The sequence below is a fragment of the Bradyrhizobium neotropicale genome (assembly GCF_001641695.1).
GTDB classification, from domain to species: Bacteria; Pseudomonadota; Alphaproteobacteria; order Rhizobiales; family Xanthobacteraceae; genus Bradyrhizobium; species Bradyrhizobium neotropicale.
Genome location: NZ_LSEF01000121.1, coordinates 95308 through 112964, shown reverse-complemented (window position 1 = coordinate 112964; position 17657 = coordinate 95308). Strand labels below are relative to the sequence as shown.

The window sequence follows — 17657 nt, the reverse complement described above, 5'->3', positions numbered from 1 at the left end:
CTAGGCGGTGTGGACACTTATCGCATCCATAGGACGATGGCAGCGAGAGTGACGACGGCTCGGTAATTTCGGGCGGTCTTTTCGAAGCGGGTAGCGACGCGGCGGAACTGCTTGAGTTTGGAGAAGCAGCATTCCACGAGATGGCGCTGGGCATAGAGATGTTTGTCGAGCGGATATTTGAGGGCGCGTGACGGGTTGTTGGGGATGACGGCGAGCGCCTTTTTGGCGGCGATGTCTTGGCGCAAATGATCGGCGTCATAGGCTGTATCGGCGATGACGACCTCGGCCGGCAGTCCCTCGATCAATGCGGCGGCCTGTGGTGCATCGCCCTTCTGGCCTGCGGTGAGCGTGAACCGTACAGGACACCCCAAGCCGCGAACGGCCATATGTATCTTCGTGCTCAGGCCGCCGCGCGAGCGGCCAAGCGCCTGATCTTCAGACCCCCTTTTTTCGCCCCGGCGGCGTGCTGATGCGCCCGGACGATGGTGGAATCGACGATCAGATATTCGAAGTCTGGATCATCAGACATCGCCTCGAAGATCCGCCACCAAACACCCTTGATGCTCCATCGACTGAAGCGCCGGAATACGCTGTTCCAGTCTCCGAACGCCTCCGGAAGGTCGCGCCAGGGAGAGCCTGTACGCACGATCCAGAGCACACCTTCCACGAACATCCGGTTGTCCCGCCCGGTCGAACCCTTCTGGTCGGGCCGGCCTATGATCAGCGGCGCCATGCGCTCCCAGGCCGCGTCGCTCAACACCAAACGATCCATCACACCCAAGGCCGCCTCCCAAAAAGAAGCCTTGAATCTGATTTGCTCTCAAAAGGGAATCCTTAGAGTCCACACCGCCTAGAGTCCGGGGCTCTCTGAACTCAATCGCATGAACTCGATGGCCGATACGGATCGGCCGCTGGCTCAAGAGGATGTCATGAAAGCAGTTCTGGTCGAAAACTACGACAACATCGGAAATATCCCTATCAAGGAAGTTGCTAGGCCCGAATTGTCGGCGGGAATGGTCCGCGTCCGAATTCAGGCCGCCGCCGTCGGCTTCGTGGACGGCTTGAAAGTGCAGGGCCTGTATCAGACCAAGGACCCTTTGCCGTTTACACCCGGGTCGGAGTTTGCGGGCATCGTCGACGAGGCGGCCGCAGATGTTAAGGACTTCGCGCCCGGCACGCCCGTTATCGGGATGGTCATAAATGGTGGCCTTGCCGAGTATATTTGCGTGCCGGCAGGGGACCTTTTCGTCACGCCAAAGGGCATAGAGCCGGAGGTCGGCGCCTCGTTCTTTGCCAACTACCTGACGGCGCTGTACGCGCTTAGCGCGCGGGGAAAGCTGCAGCGCGGCGAGACACTCCTGGTTCTAGGAGCCGCCGGCGGCGTCGGAATAGCCGCGGTTCAGGTTGGAAAGTTGCTGGGCGCCCGCGTCATCGCGGCGACTTCGACGGAGGAGAAGCGAAAATTTGCGATCAATCATGGTGCAGATGCAGGCCTGGATTACACGGGTGAAGGCTGGCGCGACGAGCTCAAGGAGCTCACCGGAGGTCAGGGCGCGGACGTCATCTACGATCCCGTCGGGGGAGATCTGAGCCTACAGGCGTTCCGTTCGATCGCCTGGAACGGACGACATCTGGTGATCGGCTTTGCTTCCGGAACGATTCCGGCGTTGCGGTTCAATCTGCCGCTTCTAAAGGGAGGGGCGCTGCTGGGCGTCGACCTGGCGCAGATTGGTCGTCGTGAGCCGGAGGTGCGAGATCAGGTCATCGCCCAGCTGTTTACCTGGTTGAGCGAGAAGACGCTTGTTCCTGTCGTCGGGAAGGTCTTTGCGTTCGAGGAATTCCACGAAGCGTTCAAGGCGATGACGACGCGCTCGGCTCTAGGAAAGATGGTCGTCCGGATCGGCTGACGATCCTCCTCGATCCGGTATTCGGAGAAATTTTCATGAAAGTGTCTGATGCGTTGAGTTCGCGGAGCTCCGTACGGGCGTTCCTGGACGTCCCCGTCTCCGGAGAGATTGTCAAAGATATCCTGCTTGCGGCCAGCCGTTCACCTTCCGGCGGGAATCTACAGCCGTGGCATGTCTGGGCACTAGGAGGTCAGGAACTCGCACGCTTCAAGGCGTTGATGGCCGAGCGGATCAAGATGAACCCGAAGGGCGAGCAGCCGGAATACAACATCTATCCGCCGGAACTGAAGGAGCCGTACAGAAGCCGGCGTTTCAAGAACGGTGAAGATCTGTATCGAACGATCGGAATTCCGCGCGAAGACAAGGCTGCGCGCCTGAATCAACTTGCAAGGAACTTCAGCTTCTTCGGTGCGCCCGTCGGTCTGTTTTTTGCCATTGATCGCCAGATGGAGCCCGGGCAATGGGTCGACCTTGGCATGTACATGCAATCCATCATGTTGCTCGCATTAGAAAAGGGGCTGAGCACCTGCCCGCAAGAAGCCTGGGCGCTCTGGCACAACACCGTTGCAGAATTCATCGAGTTGCCGTCCCACCTTATGCTCTTCTGCGGCATGGCTCTCGGTTACATGGATCGAGCACATCCGATCAATAGTCTGCACGCAGATCGTGCCGATTTGTCGGAATTCGCGACCATCAGCGGCTTTTGACTGTGAGTGGAGCCGAGTCATGGATCCAATCGCAGTTGGGAGGCGCTAAATTCGACGTGATTCAAATAAAGCAACCCGAAGATGCACCTGGTGCGTTCCAAACTGCCTGGAACGCTCACGACATGCAGGCTCTTGGAGAACTGCTTGGGCGCTGCAGATGACGGAACATGAACCGCCCTAATTGCCGGAGCTGCAACCAGGTCACCGACGTGTATCCTAAGCTCGTGCCTGAGCGAGACCCGTTCTCGTACCGCAGCGCCGCAACAATAACTTAGAAGATACTCAGCGCTCGGCCCTAGCGCTCAAAGATCCCCCGTTCTATGGGGCAAGACTTGTCCAATGAAACGTCCAACAAAACGTCCAACGTCAAAAGCTGTATATCCATCTAAGTAGTTGATTTTGCAAACAACGATAAATTTGGATCGGAGCGCTTCACCCGCTCCAATCATTTCAGGCACTTGGTATTTCCATTCGGACAGGCGGGCTTTTGTCAGCCGATCAGCGTGCCGCATTGACCGGACGGCATCGTCACTTCATTTCGGAAGGCATTCCACGTTGTACGCAATAATGATCTGCGCTGGGTCTCCCTTACCGATGCTTTTGAGGTCTTCCAGACCACTTCTCAGCTTGGCTCCCGCCTCGCTCAAGCTGGCTTCGAGCGTTGCCTTGGCCTTCTTGCACCGTTCTTCATCGGAAAACTCCTGAAACACCACGGTGGGGAGAAGCCTCCATTCCGCGCGGTCGCTCGTAGCGGCAGGACTGACCGAGTAGGAGAAGACGTACATCAACACCCACATCGGTTCCTCCGCTAACTATTCGATCCATCGAGCGGTCCGCACCCTTACTGACAGACCAGTACGGGGGTTTTCGCCTGCGTCAGCACCTTGTTTGTCACACTGCCGATCAGCAGCATCGAAAGTCCGCTGCGTCCGTGCGATGACATGACAATGAGATCGCAGCCTTTGTCCTCGGCTGCCGCGATGATGGCTTGATGGGGTTGCCCGCTCTCCGCTTGAATCGTCTCACAGGAGACCCCGGCCGCCTTGGCTGCATTTGCCGCGCGATCCAACACGCTCTCGGCCTGCTCCTTGCGCAGCTCGGCATAGGTCGCGACTGCTTCAAGGAACCGCCCCGACAATTCTGCAAACGGTTCCACAACGAAGATGACAGATACCTTGGCGCCAAGGGATTTCGCCAGCGCCAACCCGTGCGTCACCCCGTGCTCCGCCAGCTCAGACCCATCTGTCGGAATGAGAATATGCCGGTACATGCTTCACCTCCCGATTGTCCGGACGTATCGCTGCCCTTCGAAGGCAGGTTGGGCCGACGTTCCGGATACAACCTTGAGATAGATCAATCTATCGGCCCATCGCGCTGCGCGACCCGATGTGCGCAATCGGGGGCAAAGCGGATCAAGACTCGGGGATTGTCCATAACAGCCGAACCCGCTCGAGCTGGAGCCGACACGGACGCGGAGCCGCAACGACCGTCGCGGTGAGCTTCTAGCCAGTGTTCCTGACCGCCTCAGCCAGAATGGCGTAAAGCTGCCGTTTGCTGAGTTCCTGAGGCTGCTGTCTCTCTGTCACCTTTCGCGACACCTTCTTTGCCACTGGGTGGTCGCAGGCAGCCGACGATGCCGGCCTCAGCTTCGGGGCCGGCCTTATCTTGGGTCGCGCTGTTGGTGGCTTGTGGCCTCGCTTCAGGCCCGAACGGGTCAGCATGCCGCAGACCGCGTTGCGGCTACACCCGAGACGACGCGCGATCTGCGCCGCGCTCTGTCCTGCGGCCCAGAGTCTTTTGAGCAGTGCTACGTCTTCCGCATCCCAACCCATGGCAGACATTATAGCGCCGACTGCAAGGCTCACGCTAGTCTAGTCTTCGTCCGGCTCGCGCACGACCGCCGGTTCGTCGGCGTCATCCTCCTCTTCCTCCTCTTCGTCCTCCTCGTCTTCATCAGGATCGCGGGGCGGCATCGCGTTGCCCATGAGCACGAGCGACGTCCCGTCGATCGGTGCGGTGGAAAATGTTTCGGAGGTGTGTTGCTTCATGTCGTTGCTCCTCGAAAAATACGAGCAGTTGAACATTCCGGACGGACCACTGCGGATGTCCAGGGCGCGATCGCTCCAATGCGACGGCGATCGGGTCGTCTGCATGAGCAAAGGGGCGGCATCCCACGTAACCGGCGGCGTCTACGGGCACCTCATGCCGGAGGAGGCATCACGTTCGATGTTGACCAGAATTTCGCCGGCAATGATTTCGGGATCTCCAAGATCGAGGTCATGCAGGCTTGCTTGAACGAACTCCAGGACCTTGGCGTTCGCCGCGCTGGCGCTTTCGCGGTCCTCGAATATCATCACGGCGACGCCAACGCCGTCGCCCCCATCCAGCACATAGTAAGATCTGAACCCGGGCGATTGGCGTAGGATCTGTCCGATGCCGCTCTTGGCGCGGCGAGCAGCGTCCGCAACCGAACGAACCCTGGTGTACTTGCGAATGACCATGTACATGAGGCCACCACGCGTCAAAGTTCCTGTCCCCACGCATCAAAGCACATCGGATCCCTGCTGGACTAGGGCCTACTTCCGAGATGGGTCACGAGCGATGGGGCCAGCTCGTGTTCGGGACCGGCCCAATGAGCGATCCTCGCCCCGCAAGCGGGGCGAGGTGCTGAGGCTCAGGAGCCCTCGAACTTGAACGATACGTTGAGCTTGGCGCGATAGGCCTCTATTTTTCCCTTGGCATCCAGTTGCAGATCGAGTTTGACGACCTCTGCAACGCGAAGATCTCGGAGAGATTTTGCAGCTTGCTCGACCGCATTGGCGGCGGCCTTTTCCCAAGAGTCGCTGCTGGTACCGACCAGTTCAATGACCTTGTAGACGCTGTCAGGCATGTCGTTCTCCTGTCCGGTATGAAGCAGGAAGCAGGTGCTTCCTGCCGTCGCGGAATCTAGCATCAGGATATCGGCGCCGATACGGTCTGAGGGGCATCCCCCGGAGCCGAAGGGCTAATCGCCTTTGGCGGGGAGAGCGGCTCCTGGCATGGCTCAAGAATGCCCTGCCGGTTGTCCTGAGGGAAAAGGCTTGATCCATGTCAAGCTACGCGCCCAGCCGCGCGCCATCATGAGATCACGGTTGGCATGCCTCGAAATTCGGCGCCATGGATCAATGGTCGGGAATAAGGAAGGATGCCGTCAAGCTGCCGATGTGGCTTCGCATCGCAGTAGTCGCGGCCGTGGTTGTCCTTGGCGCAGGCGCAAGCCTGTTCGCGTACCGCTGGTATCTCCGGCCGGTGACGCTTTCGATTGCGGTCGGATCCTTCGACGGCGATGCCCCCAAGATTGTATCGGCGCTTGCAAGCAGGCTTGCGCTGAACAATGCGCCGGTGCGACTAAAGCTGGTTGAGACCTCCGGCCCCATCGAATCCGCGGCGGCCTTTTCATCGGGCAAGACGGACCTTGCCGTCGTCCGCGGAGACGTCGGCGACCTGTCGCAGGCGCAAGCCATCGTCGTCCTGGCCCAGGCCGTGGCCCTCCTCGTCGCACCGCCGGGATCGGCGATTACGGACATGGCTGGCCTGAAGCGCACGACGGTGGGGGTCGTCGGAGGCGACACCAATGAGAAGATCGTCGCCGTTTTGAGAGCGGCATACGACCTTGATCGCGCCAACGTCGTATTCAAGAACGTTGCGCTCGACCAGGTCCGCCATGCGCTCGAAACCAAGGAGATACGTGCCGTCCTCTTCGTCATGCCACTGAGCGACAAATACCTGTCGCTGGTGCGAGGGCTTTTCCCCCAGAATGCAAAGACCGCTCCGATTCTGATCCCGATCGAGAATGCCGGGGCGATTGCTGAGAAGGAGCACGCTTACGAAAGCTTCGACATCCCCAAGGGTACGTTGCGCGGATCCCCTCCCGTTCCCGACGATGATGTGACCACGCTGCAGGTTTCCTTCTATCTGGTCGGCAAGAAGAGCCTCGACAACGACCTGATTGCCGGCTTCACACAAGCCATAACGAGCGCACGCAGAGACATTTCGGCCGAATTTCCGATTCTTGCGCAGTTCAAGGCGCCCGATACCGACGCGGGCGCCTATCTTCCCGTTCATCCCGGCGCGGCAGAGTTCTACAATGGTAACCAACAAACGTTCCTGGATAAGTGGAGCAACGCGATCTTCCTGACGCCAATGGCGCTTGGCGCACTTGCCACGGTCCTCGCGGCGGCCTGGAAGTTTCTTCGATCCGGCGAGTTCAAGTCGAGCGAGCCGGCGCTGGATTCACTCTATGCCTTGGGACGAAGAATAAGGCACGCCGAAAACGAAACGGAGTTGTCGGAGATCGAAAATCAGATCGACGAGGTGCTGCGCGCGCAACGCAAGAGGGCGGACGAAGAAGAACACGCTCTTGATGCCGCGACCCTCAATGTCGCAGCCCACCGGCTTGAGAACCTGATCCATGATCGCAGGGCGGCGCTCGCCGCTCCAGGCTCCGAAGCGCCGCTCAAAGCAAAGTCGTGAGCGGTAAGAAACCGCACGCGGAGCTTGAGGCGCCGCGTGCGTGTGTTGGTCCGTGCCGGGCTAAGCGCCGCTGGGCGATTCGGTCGAGCCCGTTCCGCTCAATCGACCTTGATCGCGGCCTTCTCGATCACGCCCTTCCAACGCGTCGTTTCCGAGGCGATGTAGGCGGAGAATTCCTGCGGGTCCTTCGCGACCGCGATGGCGCCGAGCTCGGCCATCTTTTGCACCGTCTCCGGCTGCTTCATGAAGGCGCGGATTTCGTCCGCGAGCTTGTCGACGATCGGCTTCGGCGTGCCAGCCGGCACCAGGAAGCCGTGCCAGGCCACGGCCTCGAAGCCTGGCAGGAATTCGCTCATCGCCGGCAGCTGCGGATCGAAGGCGGCGCGCTCCGGTGTTGCGGTCGCCAGCATCACGAGATGTCCTTCTTTCGCCTGCGGCAGCAACAGCGGCACGTTGTCGAAGGCAAGGTCGATCTGACCGCTCAGCAGGTCGGTCAGCATCTGGCTCGATCCCTTGTAGGGCACGTGAACCATCTGCGTTCCCGTCATCTGCTGGAACAGCTCGCCGGCGAGATGCTGCGAAGTGCCGACTCCGGCCGAACCGAACGAGACCTTGTTCGGATTGGCCTTGAGATAGGCGATCAATTCCGGCACCGACTTCACCTTGAGCTTGGCCGGATTGACGACGAGAACGTTTGGCACGACGCTGATCTGCGCGACCGGGATCAGGTCCTTGTCGGGCCGGTACGACAGCTTCTCGCCATACAGCGTCGGGTTGATCGACAGCGCCGAGGTGCTGGCAAGGCCGATCGTCGCGCCGTCAGGTGCCGCGCGCGCCAGCCGGGTCACGCCCAAAATGCTTCCGGCGCCGCCGACATTCTCGACCACGAACGTGCCGCCCCAGGTCTTCTGCAGATGGGCTGACACCATCCGCGCGAAGATGTCGGCGGTCCCGCCCGCGGAAAACGGCACGATGACCGAGACCGGCTTGCTCGGATAACTCTCCTGCGCCTGCACCGGTGCAATCGCCGTCATCACACATAGCGACACTGCCGCCAGAAAAGCTCTGCGTTTCATCGTCTCTCCCTTGTCTTGATAGTTGGAAAGCTCGTACGCGCCGCCGTTCAGAACGCGGCTTCGTACATGGCAAGGATTTCGTCCTTGCCGAGATCGCGCGGATTGTTGTCGAGCAGGCGGCGAATGGCGTGCGCTTCGTTTGCCATCGTCGCAAGATCCTCGCGTGGCACGCCGAGCGTGGAGAGCCGCATCTGGACGCCGAGTTCCGCGCAATAGCGGTAGGTGGCGTCAAACGCCGCGCGCGGATCGTCGGTTGCCTCCAGCCCGAGCGCCTTCAGCACCTCGCGCGTCTTGTCGCGCACCGCCGGCATGTTGAAGGCAAGGGTATGCGGAAAGATCAACGCGCAGGCGAGGCCATGGGCGATGTGGTGGCGCGTCCCGAGCGGGTAGGCGACGGCGTGTCCGGCAGTGGTGTTCACCGGACCGAGGCAGAAGCCGCCATAGAGCGAGGCCAGCGACAGACCGGCGCGCGCCTCGCGATCCGAGCCGTCCGCGACGGCGCGGCGGAGATAGCGGCCGACGAGGCGGATGCCTTCGATGGCATAGAGATCGATGGCGGGATGCGCCTTGCGGCTGGTGAACGCCTCGACGCAATGGGCAAGCGCATCGACGCCGGTCGCCGCGGTGACCTGCGGCGGGACGGTCATGGTGAGGTCCGGATCGACCACCGCGAGATCGGCAAGCATAAAGCGGCTTTGCACCGCAAGCTTGTTCTCGGTGGCGGGGTCGGTGACGAGGGCACGGATGCCGCCTTCGCTGCCGGTGCCCGACGTGGTCGGCACCTGCACCAGCAACACCTCGCGGGAAGCAACCTGGTCGGGGCCGACGACGTCGTGGAGCTTCTGCCGGCCGCCTCCGAGCACGGCGACGAGTTTGGCAAGGTCCATGGCACTGCCACCGCCGAAACCGACCACGAGATCGGGGTTGGCCGTCTTCGCGACCGCCAGCGCCTTCTCCAGGTTCGGAATGTCCGGCTCCGGCTTGACTTCACCGAATACGACGACATCTCCGGGCAGGCCGAGCAGGTCGACACGCGCTGCGTTGAAGGCGTCAGCGACGACCAGCGGACGCTTGGCGCCCTTCTCACGCGCGAACTGCGCCACGCGCGCGATCGCTCCAGAGCCGAACGCGACGATCTCGGGCTGGATGAGTTCGATGGGGGCGGCAAGGGTGGTCATGGTGTCTCGTTTCGAAGGTGTGGTGGTGGCTTGGTGCGATCACGCCTGCGCAGCGCCGGCGGCAAGCCGCTCGGCATATTCGATGGCCTCGATCAGGCTGCGCTCGTTGGCGATGCCCTTGCCGGCGATATCGAAGGCGGTGCCGTGATCGACGGAGGTGCGGATGATCGGCAGGCCGAGCGTGATGTTGACGCCGGACAATTCCTGCCAGCGGCCCGTGGCGGGATCCACCTCGAAGCCGAGCAGCTTGACCGGGATGTGGCCCTGGTCGTGATACATCGCGATCACGGCATCATACTGGCCGGCGCGCAGCTTGACGAAGACGGTGTCGCCGGGAACGGGCCCGAGCACGTTGAGCCCGTCGGCGTTGGCCTTCGCGATGGTCGGCTCGGAGACGTCGATGTCCTGCCGGCCGAACAGCCCGCCTTCGCCGGCGTGCGGATTGAGCGCGGCGACGGCGATCTTCGGCTGCTTCAGGCCAAGGCCGCGCAGCGCCTTGTCGGTGAGATCGATGACGTAGCGTAAGCGCTCCGGCGTCAGCCGCTTCGGTACGTCCTGCAACGCGACGTGGGTGGAGACATGGCTGACGCGCATGTTGCCGTGGGCCAGCATCATCACCGAGCCCTTCACGCCGGTCAGCTCGGCCAGCATCTCTGTGTGACCGGGATAGTGATAGCCGGCCTTGTTGAGCGCTTCCTTGTTCAGCGGCGCCGTAACGATACCGCCAATGCGCCCGGCCTGCGCAAACCGCACGCCGTGCTCGACCGCCTTGAATGCAAAACGGCCGCCATCCGCCGACAGCACGCCGGGGCGGATCGGCTCGCCCTCGGCATCGGCCTGGAGGAAGCAGAGATTGGGCCAGCTAGCGTCGCCGGCACGAACCTCGGGAATGTCGATGCCAGCGTGCAGATGCGCGGCCGCATTCTTCAGCGCGCCTCCGCTGCCGATGACGATGAGGCGCAGATCGCCGGCATCGATGCGCGCGCGCAGGCGCTGGCAGGCCTTGATGATGATTTCCGGTCCGATCCCGGCGGGATCGCCCATGGTGATGGCGAGATGGCGAGCGGCGGTCATGAGGCGTCTCTCTCGATGAGCAGATGATTTTCCTGGAGCAGATGGCGCCAGAGGTCTGGTGCGCCGAAGGCGCCTGATTTCGATATCACCTCGACGCCGTCCCAGCGTCCGCCTTGAAGCACCGAGCGGGGAAGACCGGGCACGATGCGTCCGGTGACCCTGAGCGCGCTGGCGCCGAGCGCAAGGCAGGCCGCCTTCAAGGTCTCGCCGCCCGCCACGATCAGCGTGCCGGGTGGGTCGAGCGCCGATGTCAGCGAGGTGAGCTCGCGCGCGATTCGCTGCGCCGCTTCGCCGCGGGAGAGACCCTGCGCAAGGTCGAACCGCACCATGGCCACACGGTCATGCGTCAGCTTGCGGCGGACGATGCCGGCATTTCCGGCGTCCTGGTCCTGCAGCGTCACGACGGCGGGAGCGCAGGCTTCGAGCTGCGCCGCGGTTGCGGCCTGATCCGAGCCGAACAATCCCAGCACCGGCGCGCGCAGTATCTGCGGGGCGATGGCGGAATGGCCGCGCGTGAGCGCGCCGGCAAGGCCGCCGCTGCCGCACCAGAGGATCGGGAAGGGCGCCTGCCGGCCGATCCCGACCACACGCTCGAGATCGGCGTCGCTCTCGGCGTCGAAGACATGGATGCCGTCCGTCAGCGGCATATCCAGCCGTCCGGTGCGAGCCTCCAAGCCGTGCGCCGCAAGCTGCGCCAGCAGCGTGTCGCCGACGGGCGACCAGCGGCCGTCCTGTTCCAGTGCGTATTGCTGGCCGTTGCGGGTTCGTCGCCCCTGATAGGCGAAGGCGGGAGCAACGATGCAGGCTTTCCAGCGTCCGGTGCGCAAGGTTGCGGCGAGCTCGGCCGCCCATGCGCCGCGCAACAGGCTATCGACCTTCTTGTAGGCGATCTCAGCTTCGCCAAGCAGTGGCGCGAGCCGCTCGACGGTGGCGACGCTGTCGGCAAGGCTGCGCTCGCGGGTTCCGGTGTCGATCGCGAGGCACGAGGTCGCCTCGCTCGGCACCGCCGCGTCCCAAACCACATCGAACGGCCCACACAGGCCGACGAACTCGGCGGCCGTATCCAGCGCGCCGGTGAGATCGTCGGCAAGGAGGCGTAAGGATGTCATGTTGGACGACATGAGCGGTTCCGACATCTGTAGTCTAACCGTCCGCGAATATCTTGCCAGGGTTCATGATGCCAGCGGGATCGAGCAGGGTCTTGATCTCTTTCATCAGCTTGATCTCGAGGGGATCGGTCACCCGCGCGAGCCGGCCGCGATTGGTGATGCCGATGCCGTGCTCGGCGCTGATCGCACCGCCTTGCGCGGCGGTTTCGTCGTCGACGATCTCGTTGATCTCGCGTACCAGCGCCGCGGTCTCGTCAGTGTCCTCGCAGCGGGCGCGATCGAGGATCGCGACGATGTGGATGTTGCCGTCGCCGATATGGCCGTGCATGACGACGCGGGCGTGCGGCACCGCCGCCATGATCCGCCGCTCGACATTGGTGGCAAACGCGGCCTGCCGTTCCAGCGGAACGGCGCTGTCGTGCGACACCACATAGCCGCTGCGCTTATTGCCCTCGGAGACGCTGTGGCGCACGGCCCAGATCGCTTTGGCCTGCGCCTCGCTCGACGCCACGATGGCATCCTGGACCAAGCCATCCTCGAAAGCCTGCGCCAGAACAGCCTCCAGCGGCGCTTGCAGGTTGACGCCGGCAAGCGCGTCCGTGAGTTCGATGATGAGATACCAGGGCGTGTCGAGCGCGAACGGGATCGCGACGTCAGGCACGGTCTCGGCGATCACCTCGATCTGGCTGCGCGACATGATCTCGAGGCTGCCGAGCCGGTCACCGACGGTGCCCCGCAGGCGCTGCATCACCTGCAACGCCTGTTCGACGTCCTGCAACTTCAAAAGCGCCAGCGCCGAGCTGCGCCGCGGCGCGAACAGTTTCAGCACGGCGGCGGTGATGATGCCGAGGGTGCCTTCCGCGCCGATGAAGAGCTGCTTGAGGTCGTATCCGGTATTGTCCTTGCGCAGCGCGCGCAGGCCGTTGAAGACGCGGCCGTCGGGCAGCACGGTCTCGAGCCCGAGCACCAGCTCGCGGGTCGGGCCATAGCGCAGCACCGCGGTGCCGCCGGCATTGGTCGAGATGTTACCACCGATCTGGCAACTGCCTTCCGCACCAAGGCTCAAGGGAAAGTAGCGGTCGGTCGCGGCCGCTGCGGCCTGGATCTCCGCAAGAATGCAGCCGGCCTCGACCGTGATGGAATTGGCGAGCGGGCTGACGTTGCGGATGCGGCGCATCCGGTCGAGCCTGATCACGAGGTTTCGCGGGCCGGAGTCCGGCGTCGCGGCGCCGCACATGCCGGTGTTGCCGCCCTGCGGGACGATGGCGACGCCGCGCTCGGCGCAAAGTTTCACGACACCGGCGACTTCCTGCGTCGAGCCCGGCTTGACCACGGCGCGGGCCTTGCCACGATAGCGGCCGCGCCAGTCGACGAGATAGGAGTCCTGGTCGTGGCCGGGCGCGATGACGTGACGGTCGCCGACCACCGCTGCGAGATCATCCAGCAAGCGATCATCGGCCATATCCATCAGGCGGTTTCCTTGAGCGCGGGACCGGTCGCGAGCAGCTTGTCGATATTCTCCTGCGGCAGAGGCAGTAGCGGCGGCCGCACCCGGCGCCAGCCGTCTCGGCCGGTCTGATGGCCAAGGAGCACCTTGAGTGATGCGATTTGCGGGAACAGCGATGCACGCTCGCGCGCCTTGATGATGCGGTTTTGCGCGGCTTCGAGTGTTGCATCGCCGTCGTTGAAATGACGGAACACGTAGGCGAGGTCGCGCGCGACCAGGTTCGAGGTGGCGGTAATGCAGCCTGCGCCACCCTTCTTGAGTAGCGGCAGCAGCAGCGGATCGGCACCTGCAAGGACCGCGAGACCCGGGAACTTCTCGATCATCGCCGTCATGTTGGCGAAGTCACCGGAGGAGTCCTTGATGCCGACGAACACCGCCGGATACTGCGCGCGCAGGCGCGCGATCACGGCGTGCGAGATCGGCTGATGGGACATCTGCGGAATGTGATAGAGCACGACCTTGAGCCGCGGATCGGCGATGCGCTGCACGATCTCGCTGTAGGAGGCGTAGACGCCGTCGTCGGAAATGTCCTTGTAGTAGAAGGGCGGCAGCATCACGACGGTGGTGACCCCGAGCGACAAGGCGTGGCGGGTCAGTTCGATGGTCTCTGTCAGCGCCGTGACGCCGGTCCCCGGCAGCAGTTGCGAGGGCGCGACGCCGCTCTTGATGGCGCTTTCGAGCAGCGCCCGCCGTTCTGCGCCGGAGAACGAATTCGCCTCGCCGGTGGTGCCGAGCAACGCGATGCCGTCGCACCCTTGGTCGAGCAGATAGCGGCAATGACCGGCGAAAGCGCCGAGGTCCGGGGTCAGATCCGCATTGAGCGGCGTCAGCGCCGCGCAGAATACGCCTTTGGGCTGAAGCTCCACGAGGCTCCTCCAATGAGCCGCTTCCGTCTATTGATCGGAATGCGAACATTTGTTGCTGATTTCTTGATTTGTAGGGCGATCGCGCCCTTGCGTCAAGCGAGGGGGAGAATTCCGTTTCTCAGGAATCGTTGCGTCTGCTACCAATGCCCGCCGCGGCGGGAGCGCGGAGCCTGGCTCCAGCGCTCCGCCCGAACAACGCGAGTTTGCAGAATTGGCCAAGACCGCGGCTCCGGCCGACAATCCCAAGAACTTCGTCAATTCGGTCGGCAAGGCCTTTGCGGTCCTCAAGAGCTTCACGCCCGAGGAGTTCGAGCTCACCATCACCGAGATTGCATCGCGCGCCGGCATGGATCGCGGCACGACGTTCCGCCTGGTGCAGACGCTGGTCAAGCTCGGCTATCTCCATGCGATCGAAGAGACGCGCCGCTACCGGCTGAGCCTGGCCTGTCTCGATCTCGGCTACACGGCGCTCTCCGCCGGCAATCTGCGCGGGCAGGCCGAGCCGCTGCTGCGCGAGCTGGTGCCTGCCTTCGGCGATGCCGCTTCCCTCGGCGTGCTCGACGGCAGCGACGTCGTCTATCTTGCACGCGTGACCGCGGGCCTCGACCGGCACAAGATCGATCGCCGGCCGGGCAGCCGGATCAAGGCCTACGCTTCGGCATTGGGGCATGTGATGCTGGCCGGGCTGCCGAAGGAGGAGCAGGTCGAGCGGCTCGAGGCAAGCGAACGGATCAAGCTGTCCGAGCGGACCGTGACGGGGCTCAAGCCGCTGCTCGCGCGGCTGGAGCAAGTCCGCAAGCAGGGTTTTGCGGTGTCGGACGGCGAGAACGCCTACGGTTTGCGGACCATCGCCGCGCCGGTGTTCGACAAGGGCCGGTCGGTGGTCGCGGGCATCAGCCTGACCGTCGATGCCAATCGCATGGACATCAAGTCGTTCGAAAGGACTGGTCTGCCTGAAGTGCTGAAGATCGCGCGCGTGCTGAGCGAGACGGCCCTGAAGAGCGGTTAGAGATTTTCGTTGAGGACTGCCGTGGTCATCAATACCATGGCGAAGCATTGATGAGACAAGCATGCGACCGACGTGACCGGGATGGTGGCTGGTTCAAAGAGAGCGCGCGGAGGCAGCGGCCGCGTCAAGCTTGAGGAGGTCGCCCGCAAGGCCAACGTCTCGACCGCGACCGTATCGCGTGCCTTCAACGAGCCCGACAAGGTCTCTGAAGAGGTCAAGCAGCGGGTCAAAGAAGCAGCGCGCGCCCTGAACTGGATTCCGAATGCTGCCGGACGGGCGCTGGCCTCGCGCAGGACACATATTGCCGGCGCCATCATACCGACGCTCGACAACGAGATCTTTGCCCACCAGATCAGCGGCATGCAAACCGTCTTCAGTGCACGGGGCTTCACGCTGTTCCTGGGCTGCTCGAACTACGATCCGAACGAGGGCTTGCGGCAGGCCGATGCAATGCTGGCGCGGGGCGTGGAAGCGCTCGCCGTGGTCGGTGAGAATCATCCCCCCGAGCTCTTCGACGCGCTCAGCTCGAGGGGCATTCCCTACGTCGTGACATATTCCTACAACAAGCTGTCGCCGCACCCGTGCATCGGCTTCGACAATCGTGCCGCCTTCAATCGAATGACGGGCCACCTGCTGTCCTTGGGCCATCGTCGGTTTGCCGCTATTTTTCAGCCCGACACCAACAATGATCGCGTGAGGGAAAGGCTTCGCGGCGTACGCGAAGCGCTCGCGGCCGAGAGTCTGGAGATTGCCGCGCAGGATTTGATGATGGGCCCTTCGACGCTGGAATTCGGGGCGGCAAGCTTTGCAAGATTGATGGCGCAGGCGGACGACGCCCGGCCGACTGCAATTGTCTGTGGCAACGATAATCTGGCGCTCGGCGCATTGATGGCCGCGAAGGAATGCGGCCTTGAAGCGCCCAGGGATTTTTCAATTACCGGCTTCGACGATCTCGCGATTTCATCGCGTTTCTCTCCCACGCTCACGACGATGAAGGTCGACAACCAGCAGATCGGCGTGCTGGCGGCCAACGAGCTCCTCGCTGTGATCGCGGGCACGCAAGGGCAGGCGCAATCCCAGGAAATCATGCCTGTTCTGAAGATCCGGGAGAGTGCCGGCGAGGCGCGGGGCCGCTGAACCGCGAACGGCAACGGCCAGCGCCATCTCTTCGATAATCGCGCAAATTCTCCGGACGAGGGTCGCTTGACAGTCCGAATGTAAGCGCTTACATGCGTCCGCTTTGAAAGCCATGAAAGCAACCGGCGGTCCCATCGCCGGGATGGGACAGAGAGGAAGCAACAATGCGGAATAGCCTTTTTCAGTGGGTCAGAAACTGTTCGATGGCGGTTTCGCTACTCTTGCCCGTGATGGGGACGGCGAGCCCCGCAGCCGCTGAGGAGAAGCTCGTCGTCTGGTGGAACAAGGGCTACTACAAGGCCGAGGAAGACGCGCTGCTCGACGTCATCAAGAAGTTCGAGGCCAAGACCGGGGTCAAGGTCGAGCTGTCGCAATACGCGACGCAGGACATGATGCCGAAGCTGGTGGCGGCGCTCGATGCCGGCAGTCCGCCAGACGTCAGCTATGCGGACACCTATCATTTTCAGGGCGCCGGCAAGTGGGCCTCCGAAGGCAAGCTGGTCGACCTCGGCCCGGTCCTCGCCCCGATCAAGGGCGAGTTCTCCCCGCAGTCGCTCGAAACGGTCATGCTGTACAACGACAAGACCAAGGCGAAGGCCTACTACGCCTTTCCGTTGAAGCAGGCGACGCTGCATCTGCACTATTGGAAGGACATGCTCGAAGAGGGAGGTCTCAAGGAGACCGACATCCCGAAGGACTGGAAGGGCTTCTGGTCGTTCTGGTGCGACAAGGCGCAGCCGGCCGTGCGCAAGGCGTCCGGCAAGCGCATCTACGGCATCGGCCATCCCATGGGCGTCGACGCCACCGACAGCTTCATCTCGTTCCTGGTGTTCATGGATGCCTACAACGTCGTGCTCGTTGACGACAACGGCAAGCTCCTGGTCGACGATCCCAAGGTGAAGGCGGGTCTCGTTGCCGCCATGAAGGACTATGTCGAGATCGCCGCGAAGGGCTGCACGCCGCAATCGGCGACGAGCTGGAAGGATCCCGACAACAACGTCGCCTTCCACAACAAGACGACGATCATGACGCACAATTCGACGGTCTCGCTCCCCGGCAAATGGCTGGACGACGCCAGCAACGAGACGCTCACCGCCGAGCAGCGCGATGAGGCGAAGAAGAACTATTACGACCGCATCCGCACTATTGTCTGGCCCAACAAGCCGGATGGCACGCCGGTCCACACCCGCGCCTCCGTGGTGGTCGGCCTGATCTTCGAGCAGGCCAAGAACAAGGAGCGGGCCAAGGAGTTCGTCTCGTTCCTGCTGCGCGATGAGAACCTGCAGCCCTATGTCGAAGGCGCGCTCGGCCGCTGGTTCCCGGTCAAGACCGCGGCGCAGAAGTCCGCCTTCTGGGATGGCGACGTTCATCGCCGCGCCGTGCGCGACCAGTTTTTCGCTGGCGTTGGCAGCTACGAGATGAGCAAGAACTACAAGTTCACCACCCTCAACAACGAGAACGTCTGGATGAAGGCCGTGAACGCCATCGTCACCAACAAGGTGCCGGTCGAAAAGGCCGTCGACGACATGATCGCGCGCATCAAGGAAGTGGCCGGCAACTGACCGGTGGGGCGGG

The 17657-nt window shown here is 62.8% G+C and carries 18 protein-coding genes and 1 pseudogene; 6 read left to right on the top strand and 13 right to left on the bottom strand.

Features of this window, described 5'->3' with window-relative positions; genetic code table 11:
• Nucleotides 1-17: 17 nt before the first annotated feature.
• Nucleotides 18-733: pseudogene (locus tag AXW67_RS41355) on the bottom strand (IS5 family transposase).
• A gap of 196 nt (nt 734-929) precedes the next feature.
• On the opposite strand from AXW67_RS41355, the gene AXW67_RS38690 reads away from it, so the two are divergent.
• Together AXW67_RS38690 and AXW67_RS38685 are read left to right on the top strand one after the other, a co-directional pair.
• Nucleotides 930-1907 (top strand): NADPH:quinone oxidoreductase family protein, encoded by a 978-nt coding sequence (locus AXW67_RS38690; protein ID WP_063682119.1) that lies wholly within the window; start codon nt 930-932, stop codon nt 1905-1907.
• A gap of 35 nt (nt 1908-1942) precedes the next feature.
• Entirely contained in the window at nt 1943-2614 is a 672-nt protein-coding gene (locus AXW67_RS38685; protein WP_063682105.1) for a nitroreductase, read from the top strand.
• Between the two features lie 533 nt (nt 2615-3147).
• Here AXW67_RS38685 and AXW67_RS38680 read toward each other — a convergent pair.
• From AXW67_RS38680 to AXW67_RS38660, 6 genes are all read right to left on the bottom strand, one after another.
• Nucleotides 3148-3411 (bottom strand): hypothetical protein, encoded by a 264-nt coding sequence (locus AXW67_RS38680; RefSeq protein WP_063682104.1) that lies wholly within the window; start codon nt 3409-3411, stop codon nt 3148-3150.
• 44 nt (nt 3412-3455) lie between these two features.
• The gene (locus tag AXW67_RS38675) at nt 3456-3884 is read right to left on the bottom strand and encodes a universal stress protein (RefSeq protein WP_027554090.1); all 429 of its coding nucleotides are present in this window, start codon (nt 3882-3884) and stop codon (nt 3456-3458) included.
• 232 nt (nt 3885-4116) lie between these two features.
• Nucleotides 4117-4446, bottom strand: a complete 330-nt coding sequence (locus AXW67_RS41345) for a GcrA family cell cycle regulator (RefSeq protein ID WP_082908204.1) — start codon at nt 4444-4446, stop codon at nt 4117-4119.
• A 39-nt stretch (nt 4447-4485) separates the two neighbouring features.
• A complete protein-coding gene (locus tag AXW67_RS43420; protein ID WP_201723767.1) occupies nt 4486-4662 on the bottom strand; it encodes a hypothetical protein in 177 nt (58 codons plus the stop codon).
• A 141-nt stretch (nt 4663-4803) separates the two neighbouring features.
• Complete coding sequence (locus AXW67_RS38665; protein ID WP_027554092.1) at nt 4804-5121, bottom strand: hypothetical protein; 318 nt, start codon at nt 5119-5121, stop codon at nt 4804-4806.
• 167 nt (nt 5122-5288) lie between these two features.
• Entirely contained in the window at nt 5289-5504 is a 216-nt protein-coding gene (locus tag AXW67_RS38660) for a dodecin family protein (protein WP_027554093.1), read from the bottom strand.
• 266 nt (nt 5505-5770) lie between these two features.
• Here AXW67_RS38660 and AXW67_RS38655 point away from each other — a divergent pair, with 266 nt between their 5' ends.
• Nucleotides 5771-7126 carry a TAXI family TRAP transporter solute-binding subunit gene (locus AXW67_RS38655; protein ID WP_063682102.1) on the top strand — a complete coding sequence of 452 codons (1356 nt, stop codon included), beginning with the start codon at nt 5771-5773 and terminating at the stop codon, nt 7124-7126.
• Nucleotides 7127-7224: 98 nt separating this feature from the next.
• Here the strand turns inward: AXW67_RS38655 and AXW67_RS38650 are convergent, their stop codons facing one another.
• From AXW67_RS38650 to AXW67_RS38625, 6 genes are read right to left on the bottom strand one after another with little or no spacing between them, the layout of a single operon-like run.
• Nucleotides 7225-8202, bottom strand: a complete 978-nt coding sequence (locus AXW67_RS38650; protein ID WP_063682101.1) for a Bug family tripartite tricarboxylate transporter substrate binding protein — start codon at nt 8200-8202, stop codon at nt 7225-7227.
• 47 nt (nt 8203-8249) lie between these two features.
• Nucleotides 8250-9380, bottom strand: coding sequence for an iron-containing alcohol dehydrogenase (locus AXW67_RS38645; protein WP_063682100.1), 1131 nt, complete (start codon nt 9378-9380; stop codon nt 8250-8252).
• 39 nt (nt 9381-9419) lie between these two features.
• Nucleotides 9420-10454 (bottom strand): 4-hydroxythreonine-4-phosphate dehydrogenase PdxA, encoded by a 1035-nt coding sequence (pdxA, locus tag AXW67_RS38640; protein WP_063682099.1) that lies wholly within the window; start codon nt 10452-10454, stop codon nt 9420-9422.
• Nucleotides 10451-11563: a four-carbon acid sugar kinase family protein gene (locus tag AXW67_RS38635; protein ID WP_063682118.1), complete on the bottom strand. Its 1113-nt coding sequence runs from the start codon at nt 11561-11563 to the stop codon at nt 10451-10453. Before AXW67_RS38635 ends, pdxA begins: the two co-directional genes overlap by 4 nt.
• A gap of 34 nt (nt 11564-11597) precedes the next feature.
• Nucleotides 11598-13031: an FAD-binding oxidoreductase gene (locus AXW67_RS38630; RefSeq protein WP_063682098.1), complete on the bottom strand. Its 1434-nt coding sequence runs from the start codon at nt 13029-13031 to the stop codon at nt 11598-11600.
• Nucleotides 13031-13936, bottom strand: coding sequence for a dihydrodipicolinate synthase family protein (locus AXW67_RS38625; RefSeq protein ID WP_027554100.1), 906 nt, complete (start codon nt 13934-13936; stop codon nt 13031-13033). Before AXW67_RS38625 ends, AXW67_RS38630 begins: the two co-directional genes overlap by 1 nt.
• A gap of 211 nt (nt 13937-14147) precedes the next feature.
• On the opposite strand from AXW67_RS38625, the gene AXW67_RS38620 reads away from it, so the two are divergent.
• The 3 genes from AXW67_RS38620 to AXW67_RS38610 all read left to right on the top strand — a co-directional run bounded on the left by AXW67_RS38620 (nt 14148) and on the right by AXW67_RS38610 (nt 17644).
• Nucleotides 14148-14945: an IclR family transcriptional regulator gene (locus AXW67_RS38620; RefSeq protein ID WP_063682097.1), complete on the top strand. Its 798-nt coding sequence runs from the start codon at nt 14148-14150 to the stop codon at nt 14943-14945.
• A gap of 81 nt (nt 14946-15026) precedes the next feature.
• Nucleotides 15027-16082: a LacI family DNA-binding transcriptional regulator gene (locus AXW67_RS38615; RefSeq protein ID WP_035685680.1), complete on the top strand. Its 1056-nt coding sequence runs from the start codon at nt 15027-15029 to the stop codon at nt 16080-16082.
• 203 nt (nt 16083-16285) lie between these two features.
• The gene (locus tag AXW67_RS38610) at nt 16286-17644 is read left to right on the top strand and encodes an ABC transporter substrate-binding protein (protein WP_082908201.1); all 1359 of its coding nucleotides are present in this window, start codon (nt 16286-16288) and stop codon (nt 17642-17644) included.
• Nucleotides 17645-17657: the final 13 nt, after the last annotated feature.

What these genes read in the sequence shown, in the direction of transcription:
- AXW67_RS38610 (WP_082908201.1), top strand. Translation starts at nt 16,286, where the DNA reads ATGGCGGTTTCGCTACTCTTGCCCGTGATGGGGACGGCGAGCCCCGCA.
- AXW67_RS38635 (WP_063682118.1), bottom strand. Translation starts at nt 11,563, where the DNA reads ATGACATCCTTACGCCTCCTTGCCGACGATCTCACCGGCGCGCTGGAT.
- AXW67_RS38650 (WP_063682101.1), bottom strand. Translation starts at nt 8,202, where the DNA reads ATGAAACGCAGAGCTTTTCTGGCGGCAGTGTCGCTATGTGTGATGACG.
- AXW67_RS38630 (WP_063682098.1), bottom strand. Translation starts at nt 13,031, where the DNA reads ATGGATATGGCCGATGATCGCTTGCTGGATGATCTCGCAGCGGTGGTC.
- AXW67_RS43420 (WP_201723767.1), bottom strand. Translation starts at nt 4,662, where the DNA reads ATGAAGCAACACACCTCCGAAACATTTTCCACCGCACCGATCGACGGG.
- AXW67_RS38645 (WP_063682100.1), bottom strand. Translation starts at nt 9,380, where the DNA reads ATGACCACCCTTGCCGCCCCCATCGAACTCATCCAGCCCGAGATCGTC.
- AXW67_RS38660 (WP_027554093.1), bottom strand. Translation starts at nt 5,504, where the DNA reads ATGCCTGACAGCGTCTACAAGGTCATTGAACTGGTCGGTACCAGCAGC.
- AXW67_RS38655 (WP_063682102.1), top strand. Translation starts at nt 5,771, where the DNA reads ATGGATCAATGGTCGGGAATAAGGAAGGATGCCGTCAAGCTGCCGATG.
- pdxA (WP_063682099.1), bottom strand. Translation starts at nt 10,454, where the DNA reads ATGACCGCCGCTCGCCATCTCGCCATCACCATGGGCGATCCCGCCGGG.
- AXW67_RS38690 (WP_063682119.1), top strand. Translation starts at nt 930, where the DNA reads ATGAAAGCAGTTCTGGTCGAAAACTACGACAACATCGGAAATATCCCT.
- AXW67_RS38615 (WP_035685680.1), top strand. Translation starts at nt 15,027, where the DNA reads ATGGTGGCTGGTTCAAAGAGAGCGCGCGGAGGCAGCGGCCGCGTCAAG.
- AXW67_RS38685 (WP_063682105.1), top strand. Translation starts at nt 1,943, where the DNA reads ATGAAAGTGTCTGATGCGTTGAGTTCGCGGAGCTCCGTACGGGCGTTC.
- AXW67_RS38665 (WP_027554092.1), bottom strand. Translation starts at nt 5,121, where the DNA reads ATGTACATGGTCATTCGCAAGTACACCAGGGTTCGTTCGGTTGCGGAC.
- AXW67_RS38680 (WP_063682104.1), bottom strand. Translation starts at nt 3,411, where the DNA reads ATGTGGGTGTTGATGTACGTCTTCTCCTACTCGGTCAGTCCTGCCGCT.
- AXW67_RS38675 (WP_027554090.1), bottom strand. Translation starts at nt 3,884, where the DNA reads ATGTACCGGCATATTCTCATTCCGACAGATGGGTCTGAGCTGGCGGAG.
- AXW67_RS41345 (WP_082908204.1), bottom strand. Translation starts at nt 4,446, where the DNA reads ATGGGTTGGGATGCGGAAGACGTAGCACTGCTCAAAAGACTCTGGGCC.